Origin of the sequence: Serratia proteamaculans (assembly GCF_013337185.1) — a bacterium.
Lineage (GTDB): Bacteria > Pseudomonadota > Gammaproteobacteria > Enterobacterales > Enterobacteriaceae > Serratia > Serratia proteamaculans_D.
Window position 1 is genome coordinate 133,025 of sequence record NZ_SWDE01000003.1, and the last position, 17,691, is coordinate 150,715.

Sequence of the window (17,691 nt, forward strand, 5' to 3'; positions counted from 1 at the left end):
GTATTGATAAAGCTGGCGGTGAAATACACTATTTGTTGATATAGAGCGCGGCAGCCGTGCATCGCTGTGGCAAAATAGCGTATCTGTGTTGAAAGGAGTGAACGACAGTGTTGGAACAATTAAGAGCGCGCATTGTGCGCCAGGGGCCGTCGTTGCTGCGTGTACCGCTAAAATTCACGCCGTTTGCCTTGCAGCGTCAGCTTCTGGAACAGGTACTGGGCTGGCAATTTCGTCAGGCGCTGGCAGATGGCGATCTGGAATTTCTCGAATCGCGCTGGTTGAAGATCGAAGTTCGCGATCTGGCGCTACACTGGTTTATGACGGTAGAAAACGACAAACTGGTTGTCAGCCAACACGCCGAAGCTGATGTCAGCTTCAGCGGCGACGCCAACGATCTGATTCTGATCGCAGCGCGTAAGCAAGATCCCGATACGCTGTTCTTTCAGCGTCGGCTGCAGATTGAAGGGGACACCGAATTGGGCCTGTATGTAAAAAATCTGATGGACGCCATCGAGCTGGAAGCCATGCCTGCGCCGTTGCGCATTGGCCTGCTGCAACTGGCCGAATTTGTGGAAGCAGGACTGCAGGAGGGCACGGTGCAAACTTCCCGTGTGCCGGCAACATGTTAATCCGCGTGGAAATTCCGGTAGATGCGGCGGGTATAGATGCCCTGCTGCGTCGCGCCTTTGGGCGAGATGATGAAGCCGATCTGGTGCAACAACTGCGCGAAGACGGCCTGCTGACGTTGGGCATTGTCGCCACCGACGACGAAGGCGGCGTGGTGGGTTATGCCGCGTTCAGTCCGGTGGACGTGGCCGGTGAGGATCGCCAATGGGTCGGTCTGGCACCGCTGGCGGTGGACGAAAGTCTGCGTCGCCAGGGGCTGGGCGAAAAGCTGATATACGAAGGGCTGGATGCGTTGAACGAGTTCAGCTATGCCGCGGTAGTGGTGCTGGGTGAACCGGCTTACTACGGGCGCTTTGGCTTTAAACCGGCCGCAGCCTATGGTTTGCAGTGCCGCTGGCCAGATACCGAGGCCGCGTTCCAGGTTTACCCACTGGCGGAAGATGCATTGGTCGACGTTAGCGGGGCGGTGGAATACTCCGAGCCGTTTAACCGGCTTTAACCTCAACCTCCGGCAGTAAATAATCCAACGAAAGAGGCGGGTGACTCACCAGCCTCTCTTTTTGCGTTTTGCTCAGTTGCTTGACCCGATATTCCAGCCTCAATGCTTTTGAGCGATCCCCCGCCTGACAGTGAAAAGCCAGCACCAGTTGACCTTTCCCCCGTAGCGCCTTGGCCCCTTTGCCCGCCTGATGCTGCGCCAGCCGCCGCGCCACGTCGGTAGTAATCCCGGTATACAACATGCCGCTGGGCATGCGCAGCATATACAGGTGCCAGGTTGAGGGTATTTCCGTCATGAATATGCAGCAACGTTGGTGGCCAGGGATGGAATATGATGGCATGTTCCCCGTCGTAATCCCATCCCTGACCGCCTATGGCTTATCACCGTTAGCCTTTTTTCCCCGCCATTTCAAAACGCGGTGAAACCATACCGTACAGCGTCCAGCCGAGGAAGGTGGCGATAGCGCCCCACATCATCGCTTCTTCACCGGAACTGTAGAGGGCATAGAAGCTGTACAGTGCGCCAATGCCGGCAATGATGTTGGCAATTCGCGCTTTTTTCTCCGGTACTTTCGCCACTTTCTGAATAATGATCAGCGCCGCCATCGACAGAATGTAAGGGATGATATTGGTCACCACCGCCAGATTCACCAGCACGTTGAACTGTTTATTCAGCGACGGGCTGATGGTCATCAGAGACAGCACGCTCTGGATCACCACGATGGTCAGCATGCCTTTAACCGGTGCATCGGCCTTGCTGAGTTTGGAGAAAATTTTCGGGAAGAAACCGCTGTCGGCAGAGGATTTGAACACCTGGGCGATAGTGAACTGCCAGCCCAGCAGTGAGCCGACGCAGGACATAATCATCAGGGCCATGATGATCTTGCCGACCGTTGGGTTGAACATGTGGGAAAACGCCAGCCCAAATGGCGCGGTTGAGTTGGCCAGATCCATATTCGGCACGATACCGGCGATGACGTTGGTTGAAACGATATAGATGACTGCCGCGCTGAGGGTACCGCCCAATACGGCGATCGGCACGTTCCGTTCCGGGTTTTCCACCACGTCGGTGTTGGCGCAGGCGGACTCCAGGCCCAGGAATGCCCACAGTGTCATGGAGATAGAAGCGCCAACGGCTTCAAAGGTCGGCACCGAGTGCGGGTTCCAGGCGGCAATATAGGCGCTGCCGCTGAACCAGTGCCAGCCAATGATTGAGATCCCCACCACCGGGATGATCACGCCCCAGACGGTGATGCCGCTGATTTTCCCGGTCAGGCGTGCCCCGCCGAAGTTGGCGACGGTAGCCAGCCATAATACGCCGATGGTGGCGATACAGATCCCCAGTGGTGACAGGTTGGCACCAAACAGCTCGGTACCGTAACCGACGGCGGAAATGGCGATGGCGATATTGGCGATCAGCAACGACACGCCATAGGTGTAGTTCGCCATGAAATTGCCCGATTTACCGAAAGCGTATTCGGCATATCCGCCCATACCGCCGGATTTGCGGCTGAACATACCGCATTTGGCGAAGGCATAGGCCAGCGCCATCGAGCCCACGGCGGTCACCAGCCAGGAAACGATAGAAATAGTACCCACTTCGGCCAGTTTGGTGGGCAGCATAATTATGCCGGAACCCATCATGTTGACCGCCGTCAGGATCGTTAGCTGCACGACCCCCATTTTATTATTGGACTTACTCATGATCATTCTCTCTTTTATAATGCGATCCGGGCGGTGAATAAAATTCACCGCCTTGTAAGGTGATTAATTTTTCATTACATAACCGTAAGCACGGTTCCAGCCATCTTCATCCTGTTGGATATACACACCTTGTAATTCCGGCGCGAAGCCTGGCAATAAATTGATGCCTTCTTCCAATGCCAGGAAATAACGCTGTGCAGCACCGCCCCAAATTTCCCCTGGGACGACGCACAATACGCCTGGGGGATAAGGCAAGGCACCTTCGGCGGCAATTCTGCCTTCGGATTTCGCCAGGGAGACCAATTCCACATTACCGCGTACAAATTCGGTGTTGGCATCTTGTGGATTCATTGCCACACGAGGGAAATAACTCTTCCTGAACATTTCTTTCTGCAGTTCTTTAACGTCGTAGCTGACATAAAGGTCGTGCATTTCCTGGCAGAGTTGGCGCAGGGTATAATTTTCATAGCGCTGCTGATTGTTTTTATAAACCGCAGGCAAGACTTCGCTTATTAAAGAATCTTGCTCAATATGTTTTTCAAAGCGGGCAATCAGCGCCACCAAATGCTGCATTTTGGCGATGTCTTCGGCCGGCGTCAGCAGGAACAGGATCGAATTGAGGTCGCATTTCTCCGGCACTATGCCGTTTTCGCGCAGATAGTTGGCCAGAATGGTCGCCGGAATACCGAAATCGCTGTAGTTACCGCTGGCCGTATCAATGCCCGGCGTGGTGAGCAACAGTTTGCAAGGGTCGACAAAATACTGTGATTCCGCATAGCCTTCAAAGGCATGCCATTTCTCACCGGGAACGAAGTTGAAGAAGCGTAAATCGTTGGCCATGGTTTCGGTGTCAAAGGACTGCCAGGCTTTGCCCTCGATTTGGTCCGGCACAAAAGGTTTGATTAAGCTGCAGGTTTCCAGCAGCATCTTGCGCGCTTCAATACCCACGCGAACGCATTCTTTCCACAGGCGTCGGCCGCTTTTGCCCTCATGCATTTTGGCGTTAACGTCCAGTGCGGCGAACAGCGGGTAAAACGGGCTGGTGGAAGCATGCAACATAAAGGCATTGTTAAAGCGTTTATGGTTGCAGTAACGATCCTGGCCCTTGATATGTTTGTCTTTCTTATGGATTTGCGAGGTCTGCGAGAAGCCGGCTTGTTGCTTGTGGACGGACTGGGTCACAATGATCCCAGGGTCGTTTTCATTGAGCTCAAGCAGTAACGGAGAGCAGTCTTTCATCATTGGGATGAATTGCTCATAGCCGACCCAGGCCGAGTCGAACAGGATGTAATCACACAGATGGCCAATTTTATCGACCACCTGCCGGGCGTTATAAATGGTGCCGTCATAGGTGCCCAACTGAATGATCGCCAGGCGGAAAGGTCTGGCTTCATTGGCGCGGTCCGGCGCGACTTCGCGGATCTGCTGGCGTAAGTAGCGTTCTTCAAAGCAGTGCGCGTCAATGCCGCCGATAAAGCCAAACGGGTTGCGGGCGGTTTCCAGATACACCGGTGTCGCCCCCGCCTGGATCAGAGCGCCATGGTGATTGGATTTATGGTTATTGCGGTCGAACAGCACCAGGTCACCGCGCGTCAGCAGGGCGTTGGTTGCTACCTTGTTCGATGCGGAGGTGCCGTTGAGAACGAAATAGGTTTTATCGGCGTTAAACACTTTGGCGGCATGCTGCTGCGCCGCGCAGGGTGCGCCTTCATGGATCAATAAATCACCCAGTTTGACGTCCGCGTTGCACATATCGGAACGGAACAGGGTCTCGCCAAAGAAGTCAAAGAACTGACGCCCGGCCGGATGCTTACGGAAAAATTCGCCCCCCTGATGCCCGGGGCAAGCAAAGGTGGCGTTACCCATTTCGACATACTGGGTCAGCGTATTAAAGAAAGGTGGCAGCAGTTCGCTTTCATATTTTACTGCCGCCGCTTCCAGCTGCTTGCCATAGAACTGGGTGTTCTTGCCACAGAGTTCAAATACGCCATGCAGGGCAGGCAGTATGGCGTTATCCAGCTCTTCTTCGCAGCAAACTGCGACAAACAACGGGATATTTAGGCCGATCTCTTCGAGGTGGGCCACCATGCCTTGCGTGACGTCCTCCACCGACAATACGATGGCGGCAATATCATTAAAATCGCTCTGATGTACATCGACAACTTCGCGAGTGGTTTCAAAGCAGCTTAATGTTTTGCTATTAGCGGCAATTTTTAATTTATTCATTTTAATAATTCTTCAGGCAAAGGCATCCTGTCGGCAGGTTAAACACCCTGCCGCTAATGCCCTCACTAAAATAAAGGCGTGAGAAGAACGCAACCATGCTTAACAGCAGGCCTGAGTTCATTCGGATTTTTTGTTTTATGTCGTGTGTACTATAAACAGGAATTTACTTCTGCTATTTCACGGGAAAATAAAATAGAAATCCGTCCTGATATATCAGGAAAAATAGTTCAGACGTAATAGTGATAGGCTGTTTTGAGCAACAACGAGAGAGGTGAGGGTTATCTGCAGTTAAAGAAGGCAAAGCTAAAGCAGCTACGATGAGCCATCATCATAATATGGGTTGTGCGTCTTATATGCGCCATTTTTCGATTGTTGTTTTCCATTTCTAATCCACCTTATGGAGTGAAAAGATGGCGTTATTTTAACGTGCTTCAGCGTTAAATATGTGATGCCAGTCACGTAATGTGGGTTATTGATAAATAATTATTCACTTGTTATGCAGTGATGTGCATAAAAATGAATAATGGTGCTTTTTCGATATGTAAATACTTTGATAAAAAACCATCGAATTTAACGCTGAATTTTTTCTGTGTTGGACTGACAACAAAAAAAAGCATTTAAACTGTCCGCATAATGCCCAGATAAAGATAATTTGTTTTTTATATGTTATAAGGCTACTCATTCGTGATTTGAATATAAATTCACTATATTTAATTGATTAATCATATTGGTGAGGTGGTGGCATTATCGTTATTTGTGACCGCCCTCAACAACGCATGTAAGATGACGCGAGCAAAGGCAAGGAGAATCGACGTTGAACACGACTGAAGAGCAGCAACAAATTGCACATTTCCTCAGTAAACAACATGTGCTGACACTGTGCGCCGGCAACGGCATGGACATGTGGTGTGCCAACTGTTTTTACGTCTTTGATGCCGAACGCATGTCGCTGTGGCTAATGACCGAAACCCATACCCGCCACGGCGAGTTGATGCTGCAAAATAGCCGCGTGGTCGGGACCATAGCGCCAAAACCGAAGACCATCGCGTTGATCCGCGGCGTGCAGTATCGCGCCGAAGCGGTGATGCTGAGCGGTGATGAAGAGCGGCTGGCACGGGCGCGCTACTGCAAGCGTTTCCCGGTAGCCAAAGTGATGAAAGCGCCGGTTTGGCAACTGAGTCTGCAAGAAGTGAAAATGACCGACAACACCCTCGGCTTCGGCAAGAAACTGCATTGGACGCGGACCTGACGCAATAAACTATACTTTTCAGACAGATCAATCGGCGGGAGGGTATATGGCACGGGTATTTATGGTAGGGGCTACCGGATTGGTAGGGCGTGAACTGTTGCGCCTGTTGCAGGCCGAACCGCAGGTCACGGCGATCGTGGCGCCAACGCGTAAGCCGCTGCCGGCGCATGAAAAATTGGATAACCCGGTGGGTGATGACCTGTTCGCGCTGCTGACAAAGCAGGAGCAGCCGGTCGATATCCTGTTCTGTTGTCTGGGGACCACGCGGCGTGAGGCGGGCAGCGACGCCAATTTTCACTACGTCGATTACACCCTGGTAGTGGAAAGTGCGTTGACCGGTCGGCGCCTGGGGGCGCAGCACTGTCTGGTGGTCAGTGCGCTGGGCGCCAGCACGCGCTCGACCTTCCTTTACAACCGGACCAAGGGTGAAATGGAACAGGCGCTGCGTGAGCAGAACTGGCCACGCCTGACGCTGGTACGGCCATCGATGCTGCTGGGCGAACGGGCTTCACCACGTTTGCTGGAGCGCCTGAGCGCCCCCTTGTTCAAGATGCTGCCCGGAAAATGGCGGGGTGTCGCCGCCAAAGATGTGGCGCAGACCCTGCTGGAGCAGGCGTTCAGCCCCGGTAACGGCGTTAAGGTGCTGGAATCCGATCGGCTGCATTGTTACCACAGTGCACACTGAGATTATCGAACGCCAGCTCCAGACCCGGTGGCAGTTCGTTGTCCATCAGCCACAGATCGAGATGATGGCTGATGTGCGTCAGCAGGGTGCGGCCGGGTTGCAAGCGTTGTTGGGTTTCCCGTGCGCGGGTCAGATCGTTGTGATTACGCGGTGCCTGTGGCTGGGGTGGCAAACTGCAGTCGAGCACCATTAAATCCAGTGTTACTGCACGCAGAAAAGCCTCGGTATCCGGCGGTAAACCGACGGTATCGGTCAGATAGGCCAGCGATTTCCCTGCGGCCTGGATCAGGTAACCCAAAGTGAGTTTCGAATGTTGCAGCGGTAGCGGGGTGATGCACAGCCCGCCCAGTTCAACCGTTTCAAAGGGTTTTAACGGCGGCTGAAACGCCAGAATACCCGGGTGTTTGAACAAGTCGTCACAGCCCTGTTCATCGGCCGGGCCATACACTGGAATGAAATTTCCGCAGCCCCAGCGCAAAGGAAATAACCCCTGCACGTGATCCATGTGGTAATGTGTCAGTAAAAAACGTTGAATTTCCCCCGCCGAAAAACGCCGTTCCAACGACGGCAATCCCGCATCCAGCAAGGTCGTTTCCCCCTGAAATTTAAGCATTGCACTGCAAGGTCTGCGCCGGAATGCCGGCTCGCGCCGCGCCCGCTGACAGACCAGACAATCACAGCCGAACACTGGGACCTGCTGGGCACCGCCGGTACCGAGAAACGTCAGTTGCATCTCGTCACTCCCGATTATAAATACTTCTCCGCAAAGGCATGGATATCTCGGAAATCCGCCAGCCGTTGTTGCAACGTCTGATGATCCCAGTGCCACCACTGGCTGCGTTCAATACGTTCGATCAGTGCGTCGTCAAAACGCATGCCGATCTTTTTGGCCGCCACGCCGGCGACAATCTCATAAGGGGCCACATCTTTGGTGACCACTGCCGCGCTGCCGATCACCGCGCCGTTGCCGATGCTGACGCCGGGCATCACGATGGCGTTATGGCCGATCCACACGTCGTGGCCGATGGTCACGTGGTGTTCGCGCCGCCAGTCGAAGAAGGCCTCATCATCTTCCCCCAGGTCGTACTCTGAAGCGCGATAGGTGAAATGGTGCTGGGCGATGCGTTGGTAGGTGGGGTGGTTGCCGGGATTAATGCGTGCGTAAGAGGCGATCGACACGAATTTGCCGATGGTGGCGTAAAAAATCTGGTTATGTCCGGCGGTGTAGGAATAGTCGCCCATTTCGACTTCTTCGAGGATCGCATCGTCGGCCAGATGAACATACTGGCCGAGGCGGCTGCGGTTAAGCGTCACGTTGTCGCCGATTTTCGGCTGCGCCAGGTCATTCATGGCATAGCATCCTGTGGTTGTTTGGCTGAAGCGGGCAGCAGCGCCAACAGCGCTGCCAAAGTGTCATCAAGGTTGCCGTCGTTATCCAGTCGGCAGCAAATGGCGGGCAGCTTTTGCTGATATTCCGCCGCCCGCGCCAGCCGCTGCGCTATCTGATCGGCATTCTCACGTCCGCGGTTTTGCAGGCGCTGGCGCAGAATATCGCTGCTGACCTGCAGGCACACCGGCAGCAGTTGTGCACCATAGCGTTGCTGTGCCTGTGCCAGGTGGGCACGCGAGCCGTTGACCACCACATCGATCCCCTGCAGTAACCACAGATCGACCTCGATGCCAAAGGCGTAATGGTGCTGATGCGCCTGCCAGTCGAGGGCAAACAACCCTTTGGCGCGGCGGCGCAGGAACTCCGGTTCGCTGAGCGCAATATGGTTTTCGCAGCCGGCGTCTGCCGGCCGGGTGATATAGCGGTGCGCCACCAGTGGGGCGCTGTCTACGTCGGCGCGCAGTGCGGCCAACAGACTGTCCTTGCCTGAGCCGGACGGCCCCATCAGATAGATAAGCTGCGCCATCAGAACACCTGCTTGCCCTGGCGCCACACGTTCTGCACGTAGACGTGCTCGCCGTGCGGTCGTACCAGCACCAGATCTGCCCGCAAGCCTTCGGCGATGGTGCCGCGATCCTGCAAATTCAGCGCCCTGGCCGGGTTGCGGGTGATCATCTGCACTGCCTGCGGTAAGTCGTAATCGTTGCGTTCATCGGCGGCGATACGAAACGCCGCATCCAGCAGGCTGGCCGGGTAATAGTCGGAGGACAGGATATCCAGCACGCCCAGCGTTGCCAGGTGGTGCGCCGCCACGTTGCCGGAATGCGAGCCGCCACGCACGATGTTCGGCGCGCCCATCAGCACCTGCAATCCTTGTTGGTGCGAAGCCAGAGCGGCATCTTCGGTGGTGGGGAACTCGGCAATCACGCTACCCAACGCGCAGGACTCGCTGACGTGGGTGGCGGTAGCATCGTCGTGGCTGGCGAGCGAAATTTTACGCGCCCGGCAATGGGCGGCAATGGCTTCGCGATTCGGCGTAGCCCAGCGGGCAGAAAGCTCGACCTGGTGCTCTTCATACTCGCTCATCTGCTGGTCGTTAAGGTGATATTTGCCCTGATAATACTCGCGGTATTTTTCACGCGAGGCGAACTGGCGCTGGCCCGGCGAATGGTCCATCAGCGACACCAAAGACACCCCGGGCTTGTCCATCAACTGTTCGAACAGCGACAGGGTGCTCTCGTTGGGCAGCTCGCAGCGCAGGTGCAGCCGGTGCTCGGCGCGGTTGACCCCGGCGCGCTGGCTGTGGATCACCGCGTCGATCATTTTTTGCAGGTTTTCCAGCCGGTGGCCGCCGTCGCGAACGTCACCAATGGCCACCGCGTCCAGCACGGTGGTGATGCCGTTGGCCACCATCAGCGCATCATGGCTGCTCATGGCTGAATGCGCCGGCCAGTCGACGTTCGGACGCGGGGTGAAAAACTTGTCCAGATTGTCGGTGTGCAGTTCAATCAAGCCCGGCAGCAACCAGCCACCTTCACCGTTCAATGCCTGCGGCAACTGGCTGGGCGTATCGGCAAAGCTGCGGATCATGCCGTCACTGACTTCCAGCGATCCTTCGACGGTTTGATCTTCCAGCACCAGTTTCACGTTATTGATGATCATCAGAGGATCTCCAGCGCCTGTGGCGCCTGCATGTCATATAACCGGTCGGCGACCTGCTGACGGACGCCTTCATCATGGAAAATGCCGACGATCGCCGCGCCACGTTGTTTGGCCTGTTCGATCAGTGCGACCACGGCCGCACTGTTACGGCTGTCGAGGGAGGCGGTGGGTTCGTCCAGCAACAGGATCGGGTAATCGACGATAAAACCGCGTGCGATGTTCACCCGCTGTTGTTCACCACCGGAGAAGGTGGAGGGGGCCAGTTGCCACAGGCGTTGCGGTACGTTGAGCTGATTGAGCAGCCTCTCGGCACGTTCGCGGCATTCGGCGCGGTTGATGCCCTGTTCCAGCAGCGGCTGCATCACTACGTCCAGCGCGCTGATACGCGGGATCACCCGCAGAAACTGGCTGACCCAGCCGAGGGTATGGCGGCGTACCGCCAGGATCTGACGCGCTTCGGCTTGCACCATATCCAGCCATTCACCCTGGTGATTAACCCAGATATGGCCGCTGTCGGGCAGATAGTTGGCATACAGTGAGCGTAGCAGCGTGGATTTTCCGCTGCCGGAATGGCCGTGCAGCACCACACATTCGCCGCTGCTGACCGTCATGTTGGCATCGTGCAGTACCGGCAGTTGCGTGCCGTGCTGCTGGTGGAGCACAAAGGTTTTGCTGAGGTGTTCAACCCGGATTTGAATAGTCATTTATCATTACCTTGCGTTACGACAGCACCGAAGAAACCAGCAGTTGGGTATAAGGATGGTGCGGATCGTCAAGCACCCGGTCGGTCAGGCCGCTTTCCACCACCTCGCCCTGTTTCATCACCAGCAGCCGGTGCGCCAGCAGGCGTGCCACGCCAAGATCGTGAGTGACGATCACCGCCGCCAACTGCATTTCCACCACCAGGGTGCGCAGTAGATCGAGCAGCCGCGCCTGTACCGAAACGTCCAGCCCGCCGGTGGGTTCGTCCATAAACACCAGCTTCGGGTGGGTCACCAGATTGCGGGCAATCTGCAACCGCTGCTGCATGCCACCGGAGAAGGTGGTCGGCAGGTCATCCAGGCGCGAGACCGGGATCTCGACGTCCTCCAGCCATTGGCCGGCCTGACGGCGAATGTCGCCGTAGTGACGCTGTCCGATAGCCATCAGGCGTTCACCGATGTTGCCACCGGCAGAAACCTTGGGGCGCAGCCCATCGAGAGGATGCTGATGCACCACGCCCCAGTCGGTACGCAGCAGGCGACGGCGATCGCTTTCCGCCATCGCGTACAGGTCGTGCTGTTGCCCGGCCTGCGGGCGGTAAAGGATCTGCCCTTGTTGCGGCGCCAGCCGGGCGGAAATCGACTTCAACAGGGTGGTTTTACCGGAGCCGGATTCGCCAACGATGCCCAGCACTTCGCCGGGATAGATATCAAAAGAGACATCGCTAAAGCCTTTGCCCGGTGCGTACAGGTGGGTGAGGTTAGTCACCGACAGCAGCGGAGTGGTGCTCAGAGGGGTGGAAGTCATCAGTGCTGCGCCTCTTGCGAAGGTTGCGCCAGTTGCTGCTGGCAGTAATCGGTGTCGGAACAAACGAACATGCGATTGCCCTGATCGTCGAGCACCACTTCATCGAGATAGCTGTGGCGTGAGCCACACAGGGCACAAGGCTCGTCCCACTGCTGCACGGTGAAAGGATGGTCGTCGAAGTCCAGGCTCTCCACCTTGGTGAACGGCGGCAGGGCATAGATGCGTTTCTCGCGCCCGGCACCAAACAGCTGCAGGGCCGGCATCATGTGCATTTTCGGGTTATCGAATTTCGGGATCGGCGACGGATCCATCACGTAGCGGTCGTTGACCTTCACCGGATAGGCGTAGGTGGTGGCGATATGGCCGTAGCGCGCGATGTCCTCGTACAGTTTCACCTGCATCACGCCGTATTCTTCCAGCGCGTGCATTTTGCGGGTCTCGGTTTCACGCGGTTCGATAAAGCGCAGCGGTTCCGGGATCGGCACCTGATAAATCAGGATCTGGTCTTCACGCAGCGCGGTTTCCGGGATGCGGTGACGGGTCTGGATCAGCGTGGCTTCCGGTGTGCGCTCGGTGGTGGCGACGCCGGCAACGCGCTGGAAGAAGCGACGGATGGAAACCGCATTGGTGGTGTCGTCGGCCCCCTGGTCGATTACCTTCAGCACGTCGGCGCGGCCAATCACGCTGGCGGTCAACTGAATGCCGCCGGTGCCCCAGCCGTAAGGCATTGGCATCTCACGGCCGCCAAACGGCACCTGATAGCCGGGGATTGCCACCGCCTTCAAAATAGCGCGGCGGATCATGCGTTTGGTCTGTTCGTCCAGATAGCCCAGGTTATAACCGGTTAATACTTCACTCATCGCGGGCCTCCTGACGTTCGCTGAATTCCTGCCGCAGGCGTTTGAGCAATTCCAGCTCGGCCTGGAAATCGACGTAGTGCGGCAATTTAAGGTGGGAAACAAAGCCGGCGGCTTCAACGTTGTCGGCGTGGGCCAGCACGAACTCTTCGTCCTGCGCCGGGCTGGCGATGCCTTCGTTGTACTCTGGGCTTTGCAGGGCGCGATCCACCAGCGCCATTGCCATGGCCTTGCGTTCGGCACGGCCAAACACCAGGCCATAGCCGCGGGTGAAATGTGGCGGTTGGTCGACCGGGTCGATAAAGCCGTTGACCATTTCACACTCGGTCAGCAGGATCTCGCCGATATCTACCGCGAAACCCAGCTCTTCAGGCACTATCTCCGCCGAAACATAACCAGTACGGATCTCACCGGCAAACGGGTGGGTACGGCCGTAACCGCGTTGGGTGGAGTAGCTCAGTGCCAGCAGGAAACCTTCGTCACCGCGCACCAGCTGTTGCAAGCGTGCCGAACGGGAACAAGGGTAAACCGGCGGATTACGGGTGATGTCATCCGGCGCGCTGCCGTCATCCTGTTCCGCCAGCGCCAGTTGCTGCTGACTGAGCAAGTCGAACACATGGGCGCAATTTTCCGGCAGCGGTTCGTCGGCCTGTGGCGCGCGTGGCGCTTCGCCTTCGGCCAGCAGGGCAAAATCCAGCAGCCGGTGGGTGTAATCGTAGGTTGGCCCCAGCACCTGCCCACCGGGCAAGTCCTTGTAAACTGCCGAGATACGGCGTTCCAGCCGCATATTTTCGGTCGCCAATGGCTCACTGACCGCCAGCCTTGGCAGCGTGGTGCGGTAGGCGCGCAGCAGGAAAATAGCTTCGACCAGATCGCCGCTCGCCTGCTTGATGGCCAGCGCTGCCAATTGAGGATCGTAGATACCGCCTTCGGTCATCACCCGATCCACCGCCAGCCCCAATTGCTGTTCAATCTGTTGGGTGCCTAGCGCCGGTACGCTGTTATCGCCGCGCCGCAGTTGTTCCTGTAACTGATGGGCGGCCTCAATGGCTTTTTCGCCCCCTTTAACGGCAACGTACATCAGCACACCTCCACGTGGGTGGTCCGTGGCAGCGCCAGCAGGCGCTCACCGCAGGTCAGCAGGAAATCCAGCCCCAGCGGGAAACGCTGCGGGCGGTTAATCAGGTAATCCAGTAAGGCCTGCGGCAATGACGGCGAGATAACCCGTTGATGTTCAATACCGGGGCCGCTCAGGCGCAGCGGGGTACCCTGTTCCAGACTGTCGAGCTGGACCACTACCGTGGCGCTGAACTCGGGGGAAATCTCGCTGCCGTGCGGCAACGCCTGCAAATCCGCGGCCTGCAATTGCGTATCGAACAGGGCAAAGCACACTTCTTCGCTGTAATTGGCCAGCGGCGCACCGCTGTGGAAGCGAATGTTTGTTAGCACTTGCTCACTTTCTAGCGCCAGAGACAGTTGGATCGGCGTTTCCTGGTCTGCCAGGGTCAACAGTGCGGCGGTGCTGGCGGCGTTCAGCGCCCCCCAGGCCGGGCTGTCTGGCAGGGTGACGATGTGGCCAGGTTCACTTAATGCCTTAAGGATCAGGCGGAAAGCCTGTTGCGATTGTTCAATCGGTTGTGCAAAACCTGTCAGTAGGCTCATTGGTTAATCCCCTCGCACCAGCGTAAAGAAGTCCACCCGGCTGGAGGCTACCGCCCGGGCGCGGAGCTGGCGTTGTTCATGTTGCAAGGCCGCCAGTGGCTCAATCAGCTGCTGTTGCAGCAATTCGGCCTGCTCAGGCAGCTGCAGCAGGGCATCCGCCAGCGCACAGAGTTCGGCATGGGCCTTGTCACGTCCGGCGATATAGCTGTAGCCGTAACCGCCATTTTCCAGTTGCACCACCGCGCGGGTAACGGTCATGTCGCCCAGCACAAAGCGGCGGCCGGTGGCTCCCATGCGGCCCTGTAACTGCGCCAGGCCAATCTCCGGCGCGCGAATGGTTTGGTAGCGCGGGCTGAGGTTCAGCGCCTGCCAGTGGCTGCGCAACTGGTCCGGCTGGCTGTGCGCCAGTACCGACATCCAGCGTTGTCTCGGCTGTAAGGCTTGCATTCAGTGCTCCATGGTCAGTTCAATCATGTCGGCGCGTGCCAGGCTGACGGAGTATTCCGCCACGCTGTCACTGCCGCTGCAGACGTTGAGGGTGCGCACGCACAGCAGCGGCGCGTGGGTGGCTATTTCCAGCAACCGGCTCTCTTTGGCCTGCGCGCGGCGTGCGCTGATGCGCGTCTGCTTGCGGGTCAGCGGCTGGTGGATGTTGAGTTCGATAAATTCGTGCAATGAGCCGCTGTGGAACTGCTGCAGCGCCGGCCACCAGTCCAGATCGGGCAGATAATGGTCGATCAGGCTCATCGGCACGCCGTTGACCCGGCGCAGGGTACGCAGGTGGATCACCGTTTCGCCTTCTTCACGCGACAGTGCACTGGCCACATGCCCATTACACGGGCGTAATACTGCGAGTAAGCGCTCACTGGTGGGGTGACTTCCCTGCTCGAACAGGTTCTGGCTAAAGCGGGTATTGGCATGCAGCGGATAGTCATAGGGGCGCATCAGCACCAGAATGCCGATGCCGTGTCGACGTTGCAGCCAGCCGCGATCCACCAATTGGTCGACCGCGCGGCGCAGGGTATGGCGATTAACCTGATAGCGTTCTGCCAGCTGTTGTTCGGAAGGCAGATAGTCACCGCAGCGGTATTGGGTACGCAGCTCTTGCTCAAGCTGCGCGGCGATTTGCTGATAACGGGTGGGGTAACTGGTCGGATGTCTAGATAAGTCCATCATAATAAAAACCTCGGCGTGCCGAATACCCATTTGCAGGATGCTGATGGTTGTCGTTGCATGATGTGTACCCTTTGGTGAAGTTGGCGTTATTCTGCCGGGGTTAAATGACAATCTGGTTACGCGTCAGTGGCGAACAGATGAACTATTTGGGACAGGCTGATGATGCGCTCGGGGCTGCGGCGCGCTAAGCTGACGTCATTGTTCACCGAACCGAGCCAACCCCATGCCACAGCCCCTGACCACAACCGAACACCGCAGCCGCCCCTGGCCGCTGTGGAAACCGATCCTGTTTCTGCTGGTGGTGGCCGTCGGCCTCTACTACGTCAAATGGCAGCCCTATTACGGCAAGGCTTTTCTGGCGGCGGATACCCACTCGATCGGCAAATCGATACTGGCTAATGGCGACAGCAGCCCGTGGCTGGCGGCCTGGCACTATGCGCTGGTCTATTTCACCGCGGTGTGGAAGGCGGCGGTGCTCGGTGTGGTGTTGGGCTCGCTGGTGCAGGTGTTAATCCCGCGAGATTGGTTGATGCGTACCTTGGGTCATCCGCGCTTTTCCGGCACCTTGCTCGGCGCAGCGATCGCACTGCCGGGCATGATGTGTACCTGCTGTGCGGCACCGGTTGCCGCCGGGCTGCGCCGTCAGTCGGTATCCAGTGGTGCGGCGATGGCATTCTGGCTAAGTAATCCGGTGCTGAACCCGGCGACGCTGATTTTTATGGGCTTCGTGCTCGGCTGGCAGTTTGCCGCTATTCGGCTGGTGGCCGGGGTGATTATGGTGTTGGGCATTGCCTGGCTGGTGCAGCGCGCGACGGCCAACGACCCGCAACCCGCCGCGCTGCAAATGCCGGTGATACCGCTGGAGAAAACCGAGGCGCAGCCCTTCTTTGGCCGCTGGCTAAAGGCGCTGTGGTCGCTGTTTTGGTCGACCATTCCGATCTACATTCTGGCGGTACTGGCACTGGGGGCGGCGCGGGTCTGGCTGTTCCCGCATGCTGACGGCGCGATAGACAACAGCCTGCTGTGGATTATTGGACTGGCGATCGCCGGTTGCCTGTTCGTTATCCCCACGGCAGCGGAAATCCCGATTGTGCAGACCATGATGCTGGCAGGGATGGGCACCGGCCCGGCATTGGCGTTGTTGATGACCCTGCCTGCGGTCAGCCTGCCTTCACTGCTGATGCTGAACAAAGCCTTTTCCGCCAAGGCCCTGTGCCTGACCGCCGCGCTGGTGGCGCTATGCGGGATCGTCACTGGCGTGGTGGGAATGGGGTTGGTATAAATTGTCTAAAAAATAGTCTTTCATTCGTGTTTGTGTTGTCACAAATGTGCTAACGTTGGTCCGTTGTCAGTTGTTAACTATTGAGCGAATGCAGGAGTCTCAAGATGGAAAGTCGTATCCAGTTTCGCATTGAAGATGAGACTAAGCGTTTGGCGCAGAAAACGGCAGAGGCTAAGGGGATCACGCTAAGTGAGGCGTGTCGACGTTTGACCGAACAAATGGCGGATGAGCAACGAGCTCTTGAACAGCATGAGAATTGGCTGCGAGAAAAAGTCGATGCCGCCTTTGCCCGTTTACATGAAGGAAGTGCGGTCTATCTTAGCCAACAGCAGGTTGAAGAAAGCATGGATGCCTTTAAAGCAAAAGTCCGGGCGAAATACGACCAAAAATAAGGATCGTTATGCGTGTCGAATGGGATGATGAAGCGTTACGGGACAGGGAACGTATTTTTGATTTTCTCTATCCCTTTAATCCACAGGCTGCTGAGCAGGCTGATTCCGAGATAGATAAGGCAGTGAAGCGCCTGTTGGCTTACCCTGAACTCGGTAAGATTTGGTACGGACAGGCGCGTAAATTATTGATCAGTCAAGCTTCATTATTAGTTTTATACGTTGTTGTTGGCGATGTGATTAAGGTTTTAGCCGTTGCTCATCAACGAGAGAGATTCCCTGACTTATAGAGTCAACGCAGCTTATGCACCACCTGATTGGCGCTGCCGCGCCAGATCAGCGCCGGGTCTTTTAAATCCTGCACAAACTTGCCGTCAATCAGCACGTTAATCCGATCCACTACCTGCATTTGCTGTTCATCCAGCTCCGCCAGCCGGTAACCGGTCCACAGCCAGATATCCTTGCCGCGGCACTCGGCATGCACCCTTTTCACCAATTGCAGCACCGCCGGGATATTGGCCGGATGCAGCGGATCGCCACCGGACAGCGACAGGCCCTGACGCGGAATACGTGTGTCGTTCAGATCGGCAATCAACCGGTCTTCCATCGCCTGGGTAAAAGGCTGGCCGGAGTTAAGCCGCCAGGTGCTTTTGTTGTAGCAACCGGGGCACTGGTGTACGCAACCGGCAACAAACAGCGTGCAGCGGGTGCCGGGGCCGTTGACCACGTCGAGGGGGTAATACTGGTGGTAATTCATATTTCGCTTTCTGATGGT

At 56.8% G+C, this 17,691-nt stretch carries 23 protein-coding genes; 7 read left to right on the forward strand and 16 right to left on the reverse strand.

Going from position 1 to position 17,691, the window contains the following annotated elements; translation table 11 throughout:
- The first annotated feature begins 107 nt into the window (after positions 1-107).
- A complete protein-coding gene (gene ubiT / locus FCL49_RS14165; RefSeq protein ID WP_135314875.1) occupies positions 108-629 on the forward strand; it encodes a ubiquinone anaerobic biosynthesis accessory factor UbiT in 522 nt (173 codons plus the stop codon).
- Entirely contained in the window at positions 623-1,126 is a 504-nt protein-coding gene (locus tag FCL49_RS14170) for a GNAT family N-acetyltransferase (protein WP_174354069.1), read from the forward strand. The genes ubiT and FCL49_RS14170 overlap by 7 nt, the downstream gene beginning before the upstream one ends.
- On the opposite strand, the gene FCL49_RS14175 is transcribed toward FCL49_RS14170, so the two are convergent.
- The 4 genes from FCL49_RS14175 to speFL form a co-directional block, all read right to left on the reverse strand.
- Positions 1,113-1,421: a GIY-YIG nuclease family protein gene (locus FCL49_RS14175; RefSeq protein WP_174354070.1), complete on the reverse strand. Its 309-nt coding sequence runs from the start codon at positions 1,419-1,421 to the stop codon at positions 1,113-1,115. The genes FCL49_RS14170 and FCL49_RS14175 overlap by 14 nt on opposite strands.
- Positions 1,422-1,512: 91 nt before the next feature.
- Positions 1,513-2,829 (reverse strand): putrescine-ornithine antiporter, encoded by a 1,317-nt coding sequence (potE, locus tag FCL49_RS14180; RefSeq protein ID WP_174354071.1) that lies wholly within the window; start codon positions 2,827-2,829, stop codon positions 1,513-1,515.
- Positions 2,830-2,892: 63 nt separating this feature from the next.
- A complete protein-coding gene (gene speF, locus FCL49_RS14185; RefSeq protein ID WP_174354072.1) occupies positions 2,893-5,055 on the reverse strand; it encodes an ornithine decarboxylase SpeF in 2,163 nt (720 codons plus the stop codon).
- Between the two features lie 278 nt (positions 5,056-5,333).
- Positions 5,334-5,438: a leader peptide SpeFL gene (gene speFL, locus FCL49_RS14190; RefSeq protein WP_112347931.1), complete on the reverse strand. Its 105-nt coding sequence runs from the start codon at positions 5,436-5,438 to the stop codon at positions 5,334-5,336.
- 431 nt (positions 5,439-5,869) lie between these two features.
- Between speFL and FCL49_RS14195 the strand changes: the two genes are divergently transcribed.
- Both FCL49_RS14195 and FCL49_RS14200 read left to right on the forward strand, forming a co-directional pair.
- Positions 5,870-6,304 carry a YhbP family protein gene (locus FCL49_RS14195; protein ID WP_174354073.1) on the forward strand — a complete coding sequence of 145 codons (435 nt, stop codon included), beginning with the start codon at positions 5,870-5,872 and terminating at the stop codon, positions 6,302-6,304.
- Between the two features lie 46 nt (positions 6,305-6,350).
- The gene (locus FCL49_RS14200; protein ID WP_174354074.1) at positions 6,351-6,989 is read left to right on the forward strand and encodes an NAD(P)H-binding protein; all 639 of its coding nucleotides are present in this window, start codon (positions 6,351-6,353) and stop codon (positions 6,987-6,989) included.
- Here FCL49_RS14200 and phnP read toward each other — a convergent pair.
- Genes phnP through phnF form a run of 11 tightly spaced genes read right to left on the reverse strand, consistent with a single transcriptional unit; the run spans position 6,940 to position 15,242 of the window.
- Positions 6,940-7,722, reverse strand: coding sequence for a phosphonate metabolism protein PhnP (gene phnP / locus FCL49_RS14205; protein WP_174354075.1), 783 nt, complete (start codon positions 7,720-7,722; stop codon positions 6,940-6,942). The genes FCL49_RS14200 and phnP overlap by 50 nt on opposite strands.
- 14 nt (positions 7,723-7,736) lie before the next feature.
- Positions 7,737-8,339 carry a DapH/DapD/GlmU-related protein gene (locus FCL49_RS14210; RefSeq protein ID WP_012004971.1) on the reverse strand — a complete coding sequence of 201 codons (603 nt, stop codon included), beginning with the start codon at positions 8,337-8,339 and terminating at the stop codon, positions 7,737-7,739.
- Entirely contained in the window at positions 8,336-8,905 is a 570-nt protein-coding gene (gene phnN / locus FCL49_RS14215) for a ribose 1,5-bisphosphokinase (RefSeq protein ID WP_153858248.1), read from the reverse strand. Before phnN ends, FCL49_RS14210 begins: the two co-directional genes overlap by 4 nt.
- Positions 8,905-10,041 (reverse strand): alpha-D-ribose 1-methylphosphonate 5-triphosphate diphosphatase, encoded by a 1,137-nt coding sequence (gene phnM / locus FCL49_RS14220; RefSeq protein WP_174354076.1) that lies wholly within the window; start codon positions 10,039-10,041, stop codon positions 8,905-8,907. The genes phnN and phnM overlap by 1 nt, the downstream gene beginning before the upstream one ends.
- A complete protein-coding gene (gene phnL / locus FCL49_RS14225; protein WP_174354077.1) occupies positions 10,041-10,745 on the reverse strand; it encodes a phosphonate C-P lyase system protein PhnL in 705 nt (234 codons plus the stop codon). Before phnL ends, phnM begins: the two co-directional genes overlap by 1 nt.
- Positions 10,746-10,761: 16 nt before the next feature.
- Complete coding sequence (gene phnK / locus FCL49_RS14230; RefSeq protein ID WP_112363019.1) at positions 10,762-11,550, reverse strand: phosphonate C-P lyase system protein PhnK; 789 nt, start codon at positions 11,548-11,550, stop codon at positions 10,762-10,764.
- Positions 11,550-12,410 carry an alpha-D-ribose 1-methylphosphonate 5-phosphate C-P-lyase PhnJ gene (locus FCL49_RS14235; RefSeq protein ID WP_174354078.1) on the reverse strand — a complete coding sequence of 287 codons (861 nt, stop codon included), beginning with the start codon at positions 12,408-12,410 and terminating at the stop codon, positions 11,550-11,552. The genes phnK and FCL49_RS14235 overlap by 1 nt, the downstream gene beginning before the upstream one ends.
- The gene (locus FCL49_RS14240; protein WP_174354079.1) at positions 12,403-13,488 is read right to left on the reverse strand and encodes a carbon-phosphorus lyase complex subunit PhnI; all 1,086 of its coding nucleotides are present in this window, start codon (positions 13,486-13,488) and stop codon (positions 12,403-12,405) included. The genes FCL49_RS14235 and FCL49_RS14240 overlap by 8 nt, the downstream gene beginning before the upstream one ends.
- Positions 13,488-14,069, reverse strand: coding sequence for a phosphonate C-P lyase system protein PhnH (phnH, locus tag FCL49_RS14245; protein ID WP_174354080.1), 582 nt, complete (start codon positions 14,067-14,069; stop codon positions 13,488-13,490). The genes FCL49_RS14240 and phnH overlap by 1 nt, the downstream gene beginning before the upstream one ends.
- 3 nt (positions 14,070-14,072) lie before the next feature.
- Positions 14,073-14,516 carry a phosphonate C-P lyase system protein PhnG gene (gene phnG / locus FCL49_RS14250; RefSeq protein ID WP_012004979.1) on the reverse strand — a complete coding sequence of 148 codons (444 nt, stop codon included), beginning with the start codon at positions 14,514-14,516 and terminating at the stop codon, positions 14,073-14,075.
- Positions 14,517-15,242: a phosphonate metabolism transcriptional regulator PhnF gene (phnF, locus tag FCL49_RS14255; RefSeq protein ID WP_174354346.1), complete on the reverse strand. Its 726-nt coding sequence runs from the start codon at positions 15,240-15,242 to the stop codon at positions 14,517-14,519.
- Between the two features lie 226 nt (positions 15,243-15,468).
- Here phnF and FCL49_RS14260 point away from each other — a divergent pair, with 226 nt between their 5' ends.
- From FCL49_RS14260 to FCL49_RS14270, 3 genes are all read left to right on the forward strand, one after another.
- Positions 15,469-16,527: a permease gene (locus FCL49_RS14260; protein ID WP_174354081.1), complete on the forward strand. Its 1,059-nt coding sequence runs from the start codon at positions 15,469-15,471 to the stop codon at positions 16,525-16,527.
- 104 nt (positions 16,528-16,631) lie between these two features.
- Positions 16,632-16,919 (forward strand): type II toxin-antitoxin system RelB/DinJ family antitoxin, encoded by a 288-nt coding sequence (locus FCL49_RS14265; RefSeq protein WP_174354082.1) that lies wholly within the window; start codon positions 16,632-16,634, stop codon positions 16,917-16,919.
- Positions 16,920-16,927: 8 nt separating this feature from the next.
- Positions 16,928-17,206 (forward strand): type II toxin-antitoxin system RelE/ParE family toxin, encoded by a 279-nt coding sequence (locus FCL49_RS14270; RefSeq protein ID WP_174354083.1) that lies wholly within the window; start codon positions 16,928-16,930, stop codon positions 17,204-17,206.
- A gap of 2 nt (positions 17,207-17,208) precedes the next feature.
- On the opposite strand, the gene nrdG is transcribed toward FCL49_RS14270, so the two are convergent.
- Positions 17,209-17,673 (reverse strand): anaerobic ribonucleoside-triphosphate reductase-activating protein, encoded by a 465-nt coding sequence (nrdG, locus tag FCL49_RS14275; RefSeq protein WP_135314892.1) that lies wholly within the window; start codon positions 17,671-17,673, stop codon positions 17,209-17,211.
- Positions 17,674-17,691 lie beyond the last annotated feature (18 nt).